At 43.2% G+C, this 15,228-nt stretch carries 12 protein-coding genes; 5 read left to right on the top strand and 7 right to left on the bottom strand.

Annotated elements, in window-relative coordinates; genetic code table 11:
- Positions 1–14: 14 nt before the first annotated feature.
- Both K333_RS0102755 and K333_RS0102750 read right to left on the bottom strand, forming a co-directional pair.
- On the bottom strand, positions 15–1,310 hold the full coding sequence (locus tag K333_RS0102755) for an O-acetylhomoserine aminocarboxypropyltransferase/cysteine synthase family protein (protein WP_027452304.1): 1,296 nt from the start codon (positions 1,308–1,310) through the stop codon (positions 15–17).
- Between the two features lie 116 nt (positions 1,311–1,426).
- Entirely contained in the window at positions 1,427–2,356 is a 930-nt protein-coding gene (locus tag K333_RS0102750; RefSeq protein WP_024989011.1) for a DMT family transporter, read from the bottom strand.
- 107 nt (positions 2,357–2,463) lie between these two features.
- On the opposite strand from K333_RS0102750, the gene K333_RS0102745 reads away from it, so the two are divergent.
- Both K333_RS0102745 and K333_RS0102740 read left to right on the top strand, forming a co-directional pair.
- Positions 2,464–3,279 (top strand): AAA family ATPase, encoded by an 816-nt coding sequence (locus tag K333_RS0102745; RefSeq protein ID WP_024989012.1) that lies wholly within the window; start codon positions 2,464–2,466, stop codon positions 3,277–3,279.
- A 22-nt stretch (positions 3,280–3,301) separates the two neighbouring features.
- Entirely contained in the window at positions 3,302–4,309 is a 1,008-nt protein-coding gene (locus K333_RS0102740) for a DUF4435 domain-containing protein (protein ID WP_024989013.1), read from the top strand.
- A gap of 4 nt (positions 4,310–4,313) precedes the next feature.
- On the opposite strand, the gene K333_RS0102735 is transcribed toward K333_RS0102740, so the two are convergent.
- Genes K333_RS0102735 through dxs form a run of 3 tightly spaced genes read right to left on the bottom strand, consistent with a single transcriptional unit; the run spans position 4,314 to position 9,016 of the window.
- Positions 4,314–5,771 (bottom strand): TrkH family potassium uptake protein, encoded by a 1,458-nt coding sequence (locus K333_RS0102735; RefSeq protein WP_024989014.1) that lies wholly within the window; start codon positions 5,769–5,771, stop codon positions 4,314–4,316.
- Complete coding sequence (gene trkA, locus K333_RS0102730) at positions 5,772–7,112, bottom strand: Trk system potassium transporter TrkA (protein ID WP_024989015.1); 1,341 nt, start codon at positions 7,110–7,112, stop codon at positions 5,772–5,774. It abuts the gene before it with no gap.
- Positions 7,109–9,016: a 1-deoxy-D-xylulose-5-phosphate synthase gene (dxs, locus tag K333_RS0102725; protein WP_027452303.1), complete on the bottom strand. Its 1,908-nt coding sequence runs from the start codon at positions 9,014–9,016 to the stop codon at positions 7,109–7,111. The genes trkA and dxs overlap by 4 nt, the downstream gene beginning before the upstream one ends.
- Positions 9,017–9,106: 90 nt before the next feature.
- Here dxs and K333_RS0102720 point away from each other — a divergent pair, with 90 nt between their 5' ends.
- Positions 9,107–10,513 carry a C1 family peptidase gene (locus K333_RS0102720; protein ID WP_024989016.1) on the top strand — a complete coding sequence of 469 codons (1,407 nt, stop codon included), beginning with the start codon at positions 9,107–9,109 and terminating at the stop codon, positions 10,511–10,513.
- Positions 10,514–10,632: 119 nt separating this feature from the next.
- On the opposite strand, the gene K333_RS12620 is transcribed toward K333_RS0102720, so the two are convergent.
- Complete coding sequence (locus tag K333_RS12620) at positions 10,633–12,765, bottom strand: cellulase family glycosylhydrolase (RefSeq protein ID WP_051230844.1); 2,133 nt, start codon at positions 12,763–12,765, stop codon at positions 10,633–10,635.
- A gap of 177 nt (positions 12,766–12,942) precedes the next feature.
- Between K333_RS12620 and K333_RS0102710 the strand changes: the two genes are divergently transcribed.
- Positions 12,943–13,338: an FMN-binding protein gene (locus K333_RS0102710; RefSeq protein WP_154652968.1), complete on the top strand. Its 396-nt coding sequence runs from the start codon at positions 12,943–12,945 to the stop codon at positions 13,336–13,338.
- Positions 13,339–13,421: 83 nt separating this feature from the next.
- On the opposite strand, the gene K333_RS0102705 is transcribed toward K333_RS0102710, so the two are convergent.
- Positions 13,422–14,321 carry a diaminopimelate dehydrogenase gene (locus K333_RS0102705; protein WP_024989019.1) on the bottom strand — a complete coding sequence of 300 codons (900 nt, stop codon included), beginning with the start codon at positions 14,319–14,321 and terminating at the stop codon, positions 13,422–13,424.
- Positions 14,322–14,590: 269 nt separating this feature from the next.
- On the opposite strand from K333_RS0102705, the gene ruvA reads away from it, so the two are divergent.
- Complete coding sequence (ruvA, locus tag K333_RS0102700; RefSeq protein WP_024989020.1) at positions 14,591–15,205, top strand: Holliday junction branch migration protein RuvA; 615 nt, start codon at positions 14,591–14,593, stop codon at positions 15,203–15,205.
- Positions 15,206–15,228 lie beyond the last annotated feature (23 nt).

Genomic DNA, 15,228 nt, shown 5'->3' with positions numbered 1-15,228 from the left:
AATTCTAATATGTTCTATTTTACGTATTCAAATGCTTCGTCGAGCGCATCTATCAGGTCATCGATATTCTCTGTTCCTATGCTGAGGCGAATCGTTGAAGGGTATAGATGCTGCTCCTCCAGTTCTTCCGGACTTAACTGAGAGTGGGTCGTTGTGGCCGGATGTATCACGAGCGATTTTACATCAGCGACATTGGCAAGGAGTGAGAATATTCTCAGATGGTCGATGAAGGCCCATGCCTCTTTTTCGCCACCCTTGATGTCGAAGGTAAAGATGCTGCCGGCACCTTTAGGATACAACTTCTTGTATAATTCATGGTCTGGATGTGTCGGTAATGATGGATGGTTCACTCTGACGACCTTTGGGTGCTTGGCCAGATAATCTACCACCTTGAGGGCATTCTCCACATGGCGCTCTACACGCAAGCTGAGGGTCTCAAGACCTTGTAATAATATCCAAGCGTTGAAAGGACTGAGAGTGGCACCGGTGTCGCGAAGGATGACGGCACGAATACGAGTAACAAAAGCTGCCTTGCCTGCTACGTCTGCGAAGATGGCACCATGATAAGATGGTTCTGGTTTACCGAGGGTAGGGAACTTGTCGGCATTAGCCTTCCAGTCGAAGGTTCCACCGTCTATGATGACGCCACCTAGACTACTTCCGTGACCGCCGATGAATTTGGTAGCGGAATGTACTACGATGTCGGCTCCGTGCTCGATAGGTCTGATAAGATAAGGTGTTCCAAACGTATTGTCGATGATTAAAGGCAGGTTGTGACGGTGAGCAATTTCAGCCCATTTATCGATATCGGTGACATCAGAGTTCGGATTTCCGAAGGTCTCTGCGTATAGCGCACGAGTTTCCAGTTTGATAGCGGCCTCGATGGCATCAAAGTCATCATACTCTACGAAGGTGTGACTGACACCTTGATTGGCGAGCGTGTGCTCGATGAGGTTGGTAGAACCACCATAGATATTCTTTGCTGCTACGATATGGTTGCCTGCCAATACGATATTCTCGAGTGCATAAGTAACGGCAGCAGCTCCACTTGCTACAGCTAATCCGGCAACGCCACCTTCCAAAGCTGCTACGCGATCCTCGAAAACTCCCTGTGTGGAGTTTGTCAGTCGACCGTAGATATTTCCGGCATCGCGCAAACCAAAGCGGTCGGCTGCATGTTGTGAGTTATGGAAAACGTACGATGTAGTCTGATAGATTGGTACTGCTCTGGCATCGGTGGTTGGGTCAGCTTGTTCCTGACCTACATGTAGTTGTAACGTCTCAAAGTGAAGTTTCTTTTCATTACTCATAATCGTTTCCTTTCTCTCTTATAATTTATTTTGTTATTACCTTGTTTACATTTGCAAAGGTACGATGATTTCGTGAGTTGGAAAATAGCATGATAGTGGCATTCTATCTACCATAATTATGGTATATCATGAATTTGAGCTTCTCTGATGTCGCGCTTACTTTTGCTCTTGATGACGAGCCAAACACCTGAGAATACGAGTATTACGGCGATTCCTTGCTCCCATGTGAATACGGCGATACCTGTGATGATGCTGACGGTTACCGAAACGATAGGTTGTACGTAGTTGTATATGCTGACGACTGTTGGACGGAGCGTATGCTGTCCGATCATGGTTAGGATATAGCTTACGTAGGTGCCGAAGATGACAACATATCCGGCTTCCCACCATGTGGAAGAAGGCACCGTCGTCCATTCTATATCTATAATATGTGATGAGGTGAACGGCCAGATCAGTAGGGTAGCCCATAGGAACATCCATTTGTTTACCGTGAATACAGAGTATTTCTTGATGAGGCTATTGAAAAGTGAAAGGTATAAGGCGAAAGACAGTTGGGCACCTAAGCACATGATGTCTCCGCGGATGTCACCGACCTTGGAGTTTATGGCCGCCATACTGGTGAGAATCAGTATGATGGCACCACAACAACCGATGAATACGCCGAGAGCCTTCTTCAGGGTGATAGGTTCTTTCAGGATGATGAAAGATAAGAGCATAGCGAAGATCGGCATCGACGTAGTACAAATGCTAGAGTTGACGGGCGAGGTGATGCTTAGTCCGATGGTATACAGACATTGGTTGCATACGAGTCCTAGTATTCCGGCCAAAGCAAACAAGAATTTGTCTTTCATCGGTACAGTCTCCTTCTTCACGAATAGTGAGGTAATCCAAAACAAGATAGCTCCTCCCAACACTCGGAAAGAAACCATTTGGAGTCCGTCTATACCATGAGTCATCGCATCTTTTCCGATGGGGGCCATCAGTCCCCAGAAAACTTCGGCTGCAAACATACTCGCATGAGCCTGAAGTGGAATATTCTTTGCCATTCCTTTACCTGATTTGTTTAATTGTCTGCAAAATTAATAAAAAAAGCCATCATTTGTTAGATTTGTTCTATAATTGTTTATATTTGCAGTAAAGAATTGATAAGTCTATGAAGTACGCAGATTATATTAAGCAGATAGAAATCGACTCCCTGTGGAGTGGTACCAAACATATCCTATGGAATCTTGATCGTAGGGTTAATATTCTTAGTGGTGTGAATGGTGTTGGTAAATCTACGATCCTCAATAAGGTGATAAAAGGATTGAAGGATGGTGGTGAATTTCCAAGTCATATGCTTAAGGGGGTACATCTGAAAGTATCACCGGAGGAGGCGAAATGGATAAGGTATGATGTGATCCGTTCTTTCGACCGTCCGCTGATGAATAGTGATATGATTTCAAAGTTTGATTTGACTCTGGCTACGGAACTGGACTGGCAACTTTTTCAGTTGCAGCGCAAATATCTGGATTATCAGGTAAATATAGGTAATCGTATTATTGATGTCCTGCAGAGTGGAACTCCTGATGCTGCCGAAAAAGCACAGGCCTTGAGCAATCCGAAAAGACTGTTCCAGGATATTATCGATTCTTTGTTCCAAGATACGGGGAAGAAGATCATCCGTACTGCGAACGAAATTCAGTTCTCGCAGATCGGTGAAACGCTTGTTCCTTACCAGTTGTCGAGTGGAGAGAAACAGATCTTGTGCATCTTGCTGACGGTTCTTGTGGAGGATAATCAACCTTATGTTCTCTTTATGGATGAACCGGAGGTGAGCTTGCATTTTGAATGGCAAAAGCAACTGATTGATCTAGTGATGCAGTTGAACCCTCAGTTGCAGTTGATCATGACGACTCATAGTCCTGCTATTGTGATGAATGGTTGGGCCGATCACGTGACCGAAGTAACAGATATCACCTTGGATTAAGATACCTTATAATTCATAGTCTATGCCAAAACGCTTAACGGAAAACATAACAAGTCAATATATCAGGGCGGCCAACAGTCTCACCTCCGAGAAGGCTCGTACGAAGATCATCGCTTATGTGGAAAGTTATGATGATGTGTATTTTTGGCGTCAGATTCTTTCCCGTTTCGAGAATGATACACGGTATTTTGAGATCATGCTTCCTACGAAAGACCGTTTCCTGGATCGTGGTAAGAAGGCTGCCATATCGAATATGTTGAGAGGATTGGGAGACCATATGATAGCCTGTGTGGATGCTGACTATGACTATCTGCTTCAGGGGAAGACAGCAAACTCGCAGATGATGCTTAATTCACCGTATATTTTTCATACCTATGTGTATGCCATTGAGAATTATCAATGTTATGCTCCGGGATTGCATGATGCTTGTGTGATGATAACGCTGAATGATCATCATATATTCGACTTTGAAGACTATCTGAAGAGTTTTTCGCGTATCATCTATCCTTTATTCCTTTGGAGTATCTGGATGGCGGGGTCTTCTTATTTTAATCAGTTTACCCAGTCTGACTTCAACAATATCATCCATACCAGTAGTTTCAGTATGCACAGAAAGAATGAAAGTCTGGGCCGTTTGAATGATAAGGTGCAAAGTGCCTGCAAACGGTTGTCACATAAATATAAGGAGTTTACGGATGAAGAAAAGGATAAGTTGAGTAAACAACTTGCTTCTTTGGGTGTCGTTCCGGAGAATACCTATTTATATATACAGGGGCATCATCTGTTTAATAAGCTCGTGGCTCCGATGGTTCGCAAGGTCTGTGATATCCTGCAACAGGAGCGAACCAGTGAGATCAGGCGTATGAGTATTCATGCGGCACAGTGCCAGACGGAATACACTTGTTACGAGAATAGTATAGAACCGGTGAGGTCGATGCTGAAGAAGAATACCTACTATCAGAATTCTTCCCAATATCAACATATATTATCCGATATCGGGAATTATCTCAATGCTATGGATGCCGAATAAGTGTTTAGTTCTCTTTCCAGAAAGCCGGTGTAAAGATTACCAATACTGTGAAGATCTCAAGACGTCCGATCAGCATCATCATGGCGCACAACCATTTACAGAGCATCGGAAGTGATGACCATGACATGGTAGGACCGATTTCAATACCTAAGGTAGGACCAACATTTCCCAGACAACTCAGTGTAATCGTAATGGCATTGGTGTTGTCTATTCCTATGGCAATCATCGTGAACGAGATGACGAGGGCGAGAATGAGGTATACGGCGATGAAAGCCAGTAGGGTTACTCTTTTCTGATTAGGTACGTTGGTTCCGTCAACCTTTAAGGGCAGAACAGCATTCGGGTGCAGAATCTGTCGGAATTCATTGCGGATGATGCGGAGAATCATGACACCACGAATACATTTGATACCTCCACTCGTACTTCCTGAGCAGGCGCCAAAGAACATACATACAGCCAGTACTACCCATGTGACATGTGGCCATAGGGCTGCATTATCACTGAACATACCTGTTGTGGTGATGAAGGTAACAACTTGGAAGATACTGCTGCGGAAGGCATGCTCCAAGTCATAATGGTTTCGCCATATCAGTTCGAACATGATGAAGGCACTACATCCTAATATCATGAAAAGGTAGAATTTGAATTCTGAATTCTTGAATAGAGATTTTACCTTTCCTTTAAGTAGTGCCAAATATAATAAAGTGAAGTTGATTCCGGAGAGAAAAGTGAAGAACGTACACGTATACTCCAGTTGAGGAGAATTAAAGAATTCCGTACTACTGTTGTGAGTTGTGAAACCTCCCGTGGCTGTCGTCGCCATGGCATAGTTGATGCTATCGAAAATGCTCATTCCTCCCAAATAATAGGAGCCGATGCAGGTTAGGGTGAGGACGATATAGATCACCCAAATCCATTTGGCACTCGTAGAGAGTTTCGGGTGTAGTTTGGTCTTTATCGGGCCCGTAGCCTCGGCAGCGAACACCTTGACACTACCACCTACTAATGAAGGGAGAAGGGCTATCGTGAAGAAGACAATACCCAAACCTCCGACCCATTGGGTCAATGAACGCCAGAGGAGTATGCCATGAGGGAGACTTTCTACATCATCGATGACAGTGGCTCCCGTTGTCGTGAATCCCGACATCGCCTCAAAGAAGGCATCGGTGAAGTGGGTGAGATAGCCACTGATAAGGAAGGGAAGGGAACCGAAGATACAAAAGATAATCCATGCCAGTGTTACTGCCAGATAAGCATCACGTCTATACAAATTGTTCTCGGCATCTCTACTGAAAATCTTCAGAATAGAAGCTGATAATGTTGTGATGATGATAGAAATCATAAATGCAAAGGTGTCATCCTCTCTATAGAAAAAGGATATGAGCAGACACCATAGCATCATTGCAGTTTCTACAAATAGCAAGTGAGCTATAATCTTATATATCAGTTTGAAGTTTATCATTTAATTAAAGAACTTACCGATAGTCTTCATATTTGTGTTATGGCAGAATACCATGACATAATCACCTTCCTGTATCTGGGTATTTCCGGATACCAGCATACCTATATTGTTTCTTACAAGTCCTCCGATCGTTACACCTTGTGGAAGTTTGAGGTCTTTTACCGGTCGGGTAGTGACCTTAGAACCAGCTTTAGGACAAAACTCTGCCACATCAGCATTGGCGGTCATCAGGAATCTTACGTTCATCACGTCGGCATCAAGCATCATCTGATAGATGTGGCTGGCAGCAATGGCTTTCTTGTTGATGATCGTTCCAATGTCGAGACTTTCTGCCATACTCACATAGTCAGTATTCTCTACCATTGCAACGGTCTTGCGTACTCCCAGTCGTTTGGCAGTAAGACAAGCCAAAATGTTGGTCTCTGCGTTTCCTGTTAGTGCAACGAAAGCCTGCGTATTCCTAATACCCTCTTCTTTGAGTAGAGAGATGTCGCGTCCGTCTCCATGAATGATAAGGACATTATCATCGAGTCTCTCATTGAGGAACTCACACCGGTTTTCGTTGATCTCGATGACCTTCGTGTTCATATACTCCGGCATGGTCTTAATGGCACGTACGGCTGTAGCACCTCCACCCATGATCATGACATTCTTTACATCCACGTAGTGTTCCTTGCCTACGATTTTTCGGATGTATGGGATATAATTCTTTGTGGTCATGAAATAGACAAGGTCGTAGAGTTTTACCTCATCGTTACCACCAGGGATAATGGTTTCGTCACCTCTCTTGATAGCCACGATATGATAAGGATCTTCAGGACCACTGATCTCCTTTAGTGGTCGGTTGAGAATCTCACAGGTTTCTCGAACCTTGATACCAAGCATGACGAGTGCACCTTCGTGTACATCCCATCTCTGGCGCACCCATGACATCTTTAGACCATTGTTGATGTCTTTGGCAGCAAGCATTTCCGGATAGATCAGAGAACTTACCCCAAGGCCTTCGAAGAACTCCTGTGACTCTTCTGTGATATATTCCGGATTGTCAACCTTGGCAACGGTTTTCTTGGCACCTAAGGCCTTAGCGATCATACACGTATTTAGGTTTAGCGCCTCATCGGGTGTAACGGAAATATACAAGTCGGCATGTTCTATGCCGGCACCCTTTAATGTTGCTACACTTCCAGGATAACCTTCATAGGTGAGTAGGTCGTAGTCGGAACTGATCTTAGAGAGTCGTTCTGTATTCTCGTCAATCAAGGTGATATCCTCGTTATTACGTGAAAGTAATTTTGCGAGATATGTTCCGATGGCAAAAGCGCCGGAAATGATTATTTTCATAATAATGCTTTTTTAATACCTGATACGTCGATACCACAAATCTTTTTCAGTTCATCGACAGTACCTTGTTCGACAAACTTATCTGGTAATCCTAATCTGATGATTTCAGGATAGTATTCATGGTCTTCCATCCATTCAAGTACGGCACTTCCGAAGCCTCCGCTCCTTACGCCGTCCTCTATGGTCACGATACGTTTGAACTTCTTACCTATTTCATGAAGTAAGTTTTCATCAAGAGGTTTGAGGAAACGCATGTCATAGTGAGCTATGGAGCGAGGCTTGCAATTGTTGTACTGAGCTTCCTTGGTGATTTCATCGATAGCCTTGCTCACATCGTTACCACAAGGACCGATTGACAAGATGGCAATATCATCTCCATCACGCAGTTTCCTTCCTGTTCCCACCTGGATTTCCTCAAGTGGACATTCCCAGTCTTGTAATGTACCTCTGCCTCGTGGATATCTGATCACGAAGGTACCCTTATCTGGTAATTGGGCGGTGTACATCAGTCGTCGCAACTCATGCTCGTTCATAGGAGACGCTATGGTAAGGTTCGGTATCGGACGAAGTGCTGCCATATCGAAGGCTCCATGATGGGTAGGACCATCAGGACCGACAAGACCGGCACGGTCGAGACACAATACGACCGGGAGGTTCAGTATGGCAAGGTCGTGAATGATGTTGTCGAAAGCACGTTGTGCGAAAGAACTATATATGTTACAGAATGGCTGCAGACCATCCTTTGCCATTCCACCAGAGAAAGTTACGGCATGTCCTTCGGCAATACCCACATCGAAGACACGATCCGGCATTTCCTTCATCATAATATTCATGCTGCATCCCGTAGGCATCGCAGGCGTTACACCGACAATGCGTGGATTCTTTTTGGCAAGTTCCAATAGCGTCTTACCAAATACCTCTTGGAATTTCGGTGGTTGGTTGGTGCAGTCTGCAATAATTCGATTTCCTGTTTCTGCATCGAACTTGCCCGGAGCATGCCAAATGGTGGCCTGCTTCTCTGCGGGTTCATATCCTTTACCTTTGGTGGTGTGCAGATGTAACAGTTTAGGACCTTTCATGTCCTTAAGTTGATTGAGAACACGCACGATTTCCTTGATGTTATGACCATCGAAAGGTCCGAAGTATCGGATGTTCATACCCTCAAAGATGTTCTGCTGATGACTTAAGGCAGACTTCAGTGCATTGTTGAGGCGGATGATTCCCTTTCGGCGTGATTCGTTGAGATATCCTTTAGAGAAAAGCCATTGACTGGCTTTGAAGCGTAATCTGTTGTAAGTCTCGTTGGTATCCAGATTCAACAGATATTGCTCCATGCCACCGACAGCCCTGTCGATGCTCATATCATTATCATTTAATATGATGAGCATATCATTAGGAGTACTGCTGACATTGTTGAGTCCCTCAAAAGCCAGTCCTCCACTCATGGCGCCATCACCGATGACAGCCACGACGTGTCTATTCTCCTTCCCCGTCTGCCGTGCGGCGACAGCCATTCCCAAGGCAGCGGATATCGAGTTGGAAGCATGGCCACATGTGAACGTGTCGTATTCGCTTTCCAACGGAGTAGGGAATGGACGTATGCCATTTAGCTTACGGTTGGTGTAGAACTCTTCGCGACGACCGGTCAGGATCTTATGACCATAAGCCTGATGTCCAACATCCCAGACGATTCTATCCTCTGGAGTGTTGAAGACATAATGCAGTGCGACCGTGATTTCTACAACACCTAGTGAAGAAGCAAAATGACCGGGGTTGACGCTAACCTCGTCGATGATATCTTCTCTGAGTTCTTTGCATACTTCGGGGAGTTGGTCAACGCTCAACTTACGAAGGTCTGCAGGATATTTTATTTGGTTTAAAAGTTTTAACTTACTCTGATTCACTTTTAATATTCATCATGATAACTTTGCAAAGATACGACTTTTTTTGTATCTTTGCAACAATAATTAAAAAATCTACTTGATATAACCTTTATGAATAAGAAAGTTTTAGTGATGAGTGCGTTGATCGCTGTGACAGGCGCCATGGATGCACAGACTAAAGAGGGAGGCATCTCTCAGAAGATGATAGAGAAGATAGAGACAGGACAGCCTTCTTCTATCGCGAATAAGGCTTTGTTCAATGCTATTGCGGGTAATAAGATTGATGACTTGACAAAGAATCATTCCAATCAGATTGCTTTTGATACGCATTTCAGTATTGAGACTCCTTCACAGAGTATCATGGATCAGCAAAGTAGCGGTCGTTGCTGGTTGTTTAGTGGCTTGAATGTGTTACGTAGTGATTTCGCTTTGAAGGATAAGCAGAAACGTGTCGTAGAGTATTCTCAGGATTATCTTTTCTTCTGGGATCAGTTGGAGAAGGCAAACTTGATGCTTCAGGGAGTCATTGACTGTGCCGACAAACCATTGGATGATACGCGTGTACAGTTCTTTTTCCATCATCCACTTAATGATGGTGGTACTTTCTGTGGTGTGGCAGACCTTGCAGACAAATATGGACTTGTTCCAAAGAGTGTGATGCCTGAAACTTACAGTAGTGACAACACCAGTAAGATGAGTGCTCTGATATCCAGTAAACTTCGTGAGTTCGGATTGGCTCTTCGCAAGATGAAGAACGAAGGAAAGAGTAAGGATGCTATTAATGCCAAGAAAACAGAATACTTGGCTGTCATCTATCGTATGCTGACCCTAACACTTGGTGAACCGGTCAAAACCTTTACCTATCAGTTCCGTGATAAAGATGGTAAGGCTGTAGGCGAAGCTAAGACATATACCCCGAAGGAATTCTATAAGGAAACCATAGGTGATAAGTTGAATGGCAGTTTCATCATGGTCATGAATGATCCTCGTCATCCTTATCATAAAACCTATGAGGTGGAATACGATCGTCATACCTATGATGGACATAACTGGAAGTATCTGAACCTTCCTATGGAAGAGATTGCTAAATTGGCAATTAATTCGTTGAAGGCCGGTAGAAAGATGTATAGCAGTTATGATGTTGGTAAGCAGTTGGACCGTAAGCGTGGCTATTGTGATACCGAAAACTATGATTATGGAAGTATGTTCGGTACATCATTCCCAATGAACAAGGCAGAGCGCATCTCAACCTTCGATAGTGGTTCTACTCATGCGATGACACTTACCGCTGTAGATTTGGATGCTGCAGGCAAACCACTGAAGTGGAAGGTAGAGAACAGTTGGGGTCCGGATTACGGTCATAAAGGTTATCTGATCATGAGCAACCGTTGGTTTAATGAATACATGTTTCGATTGGTCGTTGATAAGAAGTTTGCTGATCGTGACATCCTGAAGCAATTCGATCAGAAACCAATCATGGTCACACCGGAGGATCCTTTGTTTGCTGAGGATAAATAATATAGAAGTTATAAGAGCTCTTATAGCGTGTAAAAAATAAAAGACCAAAATCAACGGGAACCACAACTAATGCGGTTCCCGTCTTTCATATAATTCATCTATCGAAGCGTTTGGGTGAACTATCTGCATTTATAGCTTTCTGTCTTTCCATCCTTATAGGTTATTCTCTTTATCTTTATTCCCTGATAGTTTGCGTCAATCAGTTTGCCGTCTAAAGAGTAATATTTGATGTTCGCGATTTCGTGTATGCCCTTGTCGTCGAGTTTAGCGATAGCAGTCGTACCATCCTTGCTAAGATATACCCCTTGGATGTATACGGGAGAATTTCCGACTGTCCAGAATGCGGCGATACCAATATTGGCAGGATTGATCTTGATAGTCTTTTCAATCTCCTTTCCGTCCTGATTGACTTTCTGAGTCGTATACATCTTATGCAGGTCAATCTTTATACTTGTCGCTCCGTTAAATTCCTGAGTGTAAGAAGGTGCCCAGCAATTGTCAGAGTCGAAAAGGTGGAAAGAAAATCCCCAACTGTTATTAGGTTCCTTTAGTTCTACTGTGAGATAGTTATAATCAGAGATATCAAGTCCTGTGGTATATTTCCATCCTCCGAGTCCATACTGTGCCGTAATCAATTCTCCGGTACTCTCGTTGAAAGAACCATTACCAAAAATGCTAGGATCCAACATTCCGTTCTTTAACGGGAAAGTTGTCACAGAGCATGGAATATCGACCTTGAATTCCTTGTTGGATGCATCTGTATATTTGTAAGTAACGTTACATTCACCATCATACAAGGCCAGAAGACCATAACCATTATAATCGATGATGTTAGGGTTACTACTTGAAATCTCACATTCATTGGTAATATCGATCTGCTTACCAGATTTCGATGTTGCTGTGATATACACACGTCGACAGTTGCTTCTTATCAGATCACAATTGTTGACATCAGCTTTGACGGCTGTCATGATACGATCATCAGCATTGGTATTCGTGTCGTTCTGTCGTTTTAAGTTATCTTCAGCATATTCCTTATACCATTTCATACAAGTTACGCCACAAGCCTCGTTGCCACCTGCCACATGACTGAAGGCAGGTTCCACGGTACCATCTTGTAGATATTTGTCAATATCGAAATAACACCCTGAGCCGGAGAGGGTCATCGAGATGTTACCATAATGGTCGATCAACTCCTTATAAGCATTACCCCATTTGCTTGTTGTTCCTGTGGCCCATGTGCCAAGGTTGTTAGGCACCTTCTCATTATGCTCATTGACATGATAGGTGGAAGGATCATTCTCGTCAAAGTTAGAAACTTGCGGACTCCAATCTACCTCTGTTATCATGATAGGATTGGTTTCCACTATAGGCACCTGTTTCTTGAACTGTTTGATGACTCCTTCAGGGTTTGGATTCTTCTCGTCACTTCCGTACCACCCCACGTAATCGTGTACGGCATAACCGATATTCTTCAGTTTGTCGGTAATAGGATGTACGGCATAACCTTCGTAGTTTGCTTGCCATCCGGTTCCCGGAACCCAGATGATACCTTTGAAGCCGTTTTCGCGGATCTTATCAACGATAGGTTGGAAGAAATCATGAAGGTTCTTACCCGATTGCAAACCATCTTTGTCGACGATGGAAACAGGTTCGTTGGCCAACTCGATACCAACCTTTCCGGAGTTGGCAAGTACATATTCATTCTTTGTGAACTTATCCCATACATTCAACAGATATTTTTGGTATTCTCCATCTATCTGTATATTTTGAGGACAAACCCCAGGAGGGCGAACGACAACATAGAGTCCGTGTTCGTTTCCACTCTTGATCAAAGGCACATAGAGTTTATCTAGGAAATGCAGAAAACGCTCCTCGCTAAATCCCGAAATATCAGCTTCTCCATTTACGTGAGCTCCGGGTGTATTTGTCCAACAAGGGTCGAGGTGCAATCTGAACACATCACAGTAAGCCCCCTGTTTGTTATCTGTGATGGCAGAATATATCTTATTGAAATAATTAAGGCAAGGTTCTACGATGTTATCGTCGTAGGGTGCCCAATAACTAGTCCATCTACGATTGTTGAAGTACTGACTAGGAGTATCCATAACCCCATGGAGCACAACGATGTGCCCTTTGTCATCTTTTAGATGTCTTCCATCGACGTGTAAGTCTGCTAAAGGCCGATATTGTGCAAAACAGTTTGCCGCCATAAGCAGAGAAAAACATACGAGTACAAAATTCTTTTTCATGATTTTAGATTTTACCCTGCAAAGATAAGAAAAATAGGATTAGACGATACTACATATTTGTATCTAATACTTTGTGTAAAGTACCAAAATAGGTTAAAACATGGTAAAATAGAGTATAGAAACATGCAAGGTATATGGCATTTTATTTATCTTTGCAGTCGAATAATGTATAAAGGTATGAAAGGTATAAAGTTTTTTTCTGCCGCAGTTGTTGTGGCAGGTTCTGCAATGTTGTTGAGTATGATGCCTGGTGATGAAACGATCACCCATGAAGGTGACACAACTATCGTAAATACCAGAACTATTGGTAAAGGTGTAAGAGGTTTTAAAGGAAATACCCCTTTGAAAATCTATATCCGCAAGAACAAGGTGGTAAAGGTTGAGGCTTTGCAGAATCGTGAGACTCCTAAATTCTTTGCAAAGGCTAAGACACTTCTTGGCAAATATGAAGGTAAGTCAGTTGCTAAGGCTGCCAAGATGAATGTTGATGGCGTCACCGGAGCCACATATTCTAGTAACGCACTAAAGAAAAATGTTCAGTTGGGATTGGAATATTATAAGACCCACAAATGATATATGAATAGAAAAGGCTTGCAACGAATTGCAAGCCTTTTTTATTTAGCAGAGATGCTAAATAATTCTTCGATTCGTAAATCTTATACTAAAGTAGCAACGATTTCCTCACGGCTACCTGGAAGCATATCGATAACAGGGATTTCAGGCATTGTGTAGCATCCAGGTTGCAGACGCATAGAAGCACGAGCCACATTAACAAGAACCTGAGCTGTAAGAGCAGGGTTGTTGATGCTCATGTTGAATTCCATACGCTGGTTAGGAGTCTTACCAGAAACACCCTTACGTACTAAGTTTACACCGTGACCCATATCGCGAACGTCATCTACAGAAGAAACAGCGAATACATGAGTCTCATCGCTAGCGAAATAAGGATCAGCCTTGATTTCAGCAGTTACATCCTCTAGTTTTGCGCCATCCTCGAGCTCAACATAGACCATACGACGGTGAATGCTCTCACCCAATGGAATGGTAACAGAAAGAGCATTCTTTACACCCTTCTTACTACGAACACATACAGAGTGCCCCATAGACATACCAGGACCGAAGTTGGTATAGGTAAGACCCTTAGGAGCAAGACTCTGCATGAGTACACGTACGATAGAGTCAGAACCTGGATCCCATCCTGCAGAGATGACACTTACAGTATTTGTAGCCTTGTTGTTTGCCATCTGCTTGGTACGATAGTCAAGGATTGAAGTGTGGATATCGAAACTATCAACAGTATTGATGCCCAACTTGGTAATCTTCTCTGCATATTCAGGGCAGCTACGAGTTGGAGTTGCAAGGATAGCAACGTCAACATCTTTTAGTTTTGCGATATCGTCAACAACATCATACTGAGCAAGTTCTGCTGGTTTGTTGCTATCGCCCTGACGACGTACGATACCTGCGATTTCGAAATCAGGTGCAGCTTCTAGTGCCTCGACACTATAGTGTCCAATGTTACCGTAACCTACTACGGCAGCTCTAATTTTCTTCATAATTTTTTATGTGTTTAAGTCTTAAAATCCTTTTATAGGTTCAGTCTATGCTGACATAAATTTTATTCGTCCGATGCAAAAATACATTTTTCTGTCGAAATAATTATCATATTACCATCTTTTTTATCTAAAAACTTGCAAAAAGTAACAAACTGTAAGCATTCTGGTTCTGCTATATTAAATATCCTGTCTATTTGACCCGAAATACAATAACATTTGCCCCTCATGCGTTATAATAAGGTATATATGACGATAAAAAATAATCGGTTATGATAGAATATATTAAAGGAGAACTTACAGAAGTTACCCCTGCTTTGGCAGTTGTCGAGGCAGCGGGTGTAGGATACGCACTCAACATATCATTGAATACTTACACAGCTATTCAGAAGCAGAAAGAAGTAAAACTCTATGTTCATGAATCTCTTGTTGCAGGTGGTCGTGATGATAACTTTACCCTTTATGGCTTTTATTCAAAGCAAGAACGCGAGCTGTATCGGTTGCTGATAACGGTAAGTGGAGTAGGAGCAAACACGGCTCGCATGATATTATCCTCGATTTCTCCTGCCGAACTCTGTGGCGTTATCTCCTCGGGAGATGAGAGGATGCTGAAAGCGGTCAAAGGAATAGGACTGAAAACGGCACAACGTATCATCGTGGACCTTAGAGATAAGATTGTAAGTCTGGGTATCGCTGATGAACTTCCTGCTAATGGCGGAAGTGTGGAGATGGTAAATACTGGCATCAAGGATGAGGCTGTTGCCGCACTTACGATGTTGGGATTCTCACCGGCTCCAAGTAGTAAGGTCGTTGTCAGCATCTTGAAAGAACAACCAGATCTACCTGTAGAACAGGTGGTGAAGATGGCATTGAAGATGATCAAGTAATGTAGAGTCCGTATCTATAGTCA

It is taken from the genome of Segatella albensis DSM 11370 = JCM 12258, assembly GCF_000426565.1.
Taxonomy (GTDB): Bacteria; Bacteroidota; Bacteroidia; order Bacteroidales; family Bacteroidaceae; genus Prevotella; species Prevotella albensis.
Note: the sequence above shows the minus strand (reverse complement) of the source record. Positions and strands in the feature narration are given on the sequence as shown.

What these genes read in the sequence shown, in the direction of transcription:
- K333_RS12620 (WP_051230844.1), bottom strand. Translation starts at nt 12,765, where the DNA reads ATGAAAAAGAATTTTGTACTCGTATGTTTTTCTCTGCTTATGGCGGCA.
- K333_RS0102755 (WP_027452304.1), bottom strand. Translation starts at nt 1,310, where the DNA reads ATGAGTAATGAAAAGAAACTTCACTTTGAGACGTTACAACTACATGTA.
- ruvA (WP_024989020.1), top strand. Translation starts at nt 14,591, where the DNA reads ATGATAGAATATATTAAAGGAGAACTTACAGAAGTTACCCCTGCTTTG.
- K333_RS0102740 (WP_024989013.1), top strand. Translation starts at nt 3,302, where the DNA reads ATGCCAAAACGCTTAACGGAAAACATAACAAGTCAATATATCAGGGCG.
- K333_RS0102735 (WP_024989014.1), bottom strand. Translation starts at nt 5,771, where the DNA reads ATGATAAACTTCAAACTGATATATAAGATTATAGCTCACTTGCTATTT.
- K333_RS0102705 (WP_024989019.1), bottom strand. Translation starts at nt 14,321, where the DNA reads ATGAAGAAAATTAGAGCTGCCGTAGTAGGTTACGGTAACATTGGACAC.
- K333_RS0102745 (WP_024989012.1), top strand. Translation starts at nt 2,464, where the DNA reads ATGAAGTACGCAGATTATATTAAGCAGATAGAAATCGACTCCCTGTGG.
- K333_RS0102750 (WP_024989011.1), bottom strand. Translation starts at nt 2,356, where the DNA reads ATGGCAAAGAATATTCCACTTCAGGCTCATGCGAGTATGTTTGCAGCC.
- trkA (WP_024989015.1), bottom strand. Translation starts at nt 7,112, where the DNA reads ATGAAAATAATCATTTCCGGCGCTTTTGCCATCGGAACATATCTCGCA.
- K333_RS0102720 (WP_024989016.1), top strand. Translation starts at nt 9,107, where the DNA reads ATGAATAAGAAAGTTTTAGTGATGAGTGCGTTGATCGCTGTGACAGGC.
- K333_RS0102710 (WP_154652968.1), top strand. Translation starts at nt 12,943, where the DNA reads ATGAAAGGTATAAAGTTTTTTTCTGCCGCAGTTGTTGTGGCAGGTTCT.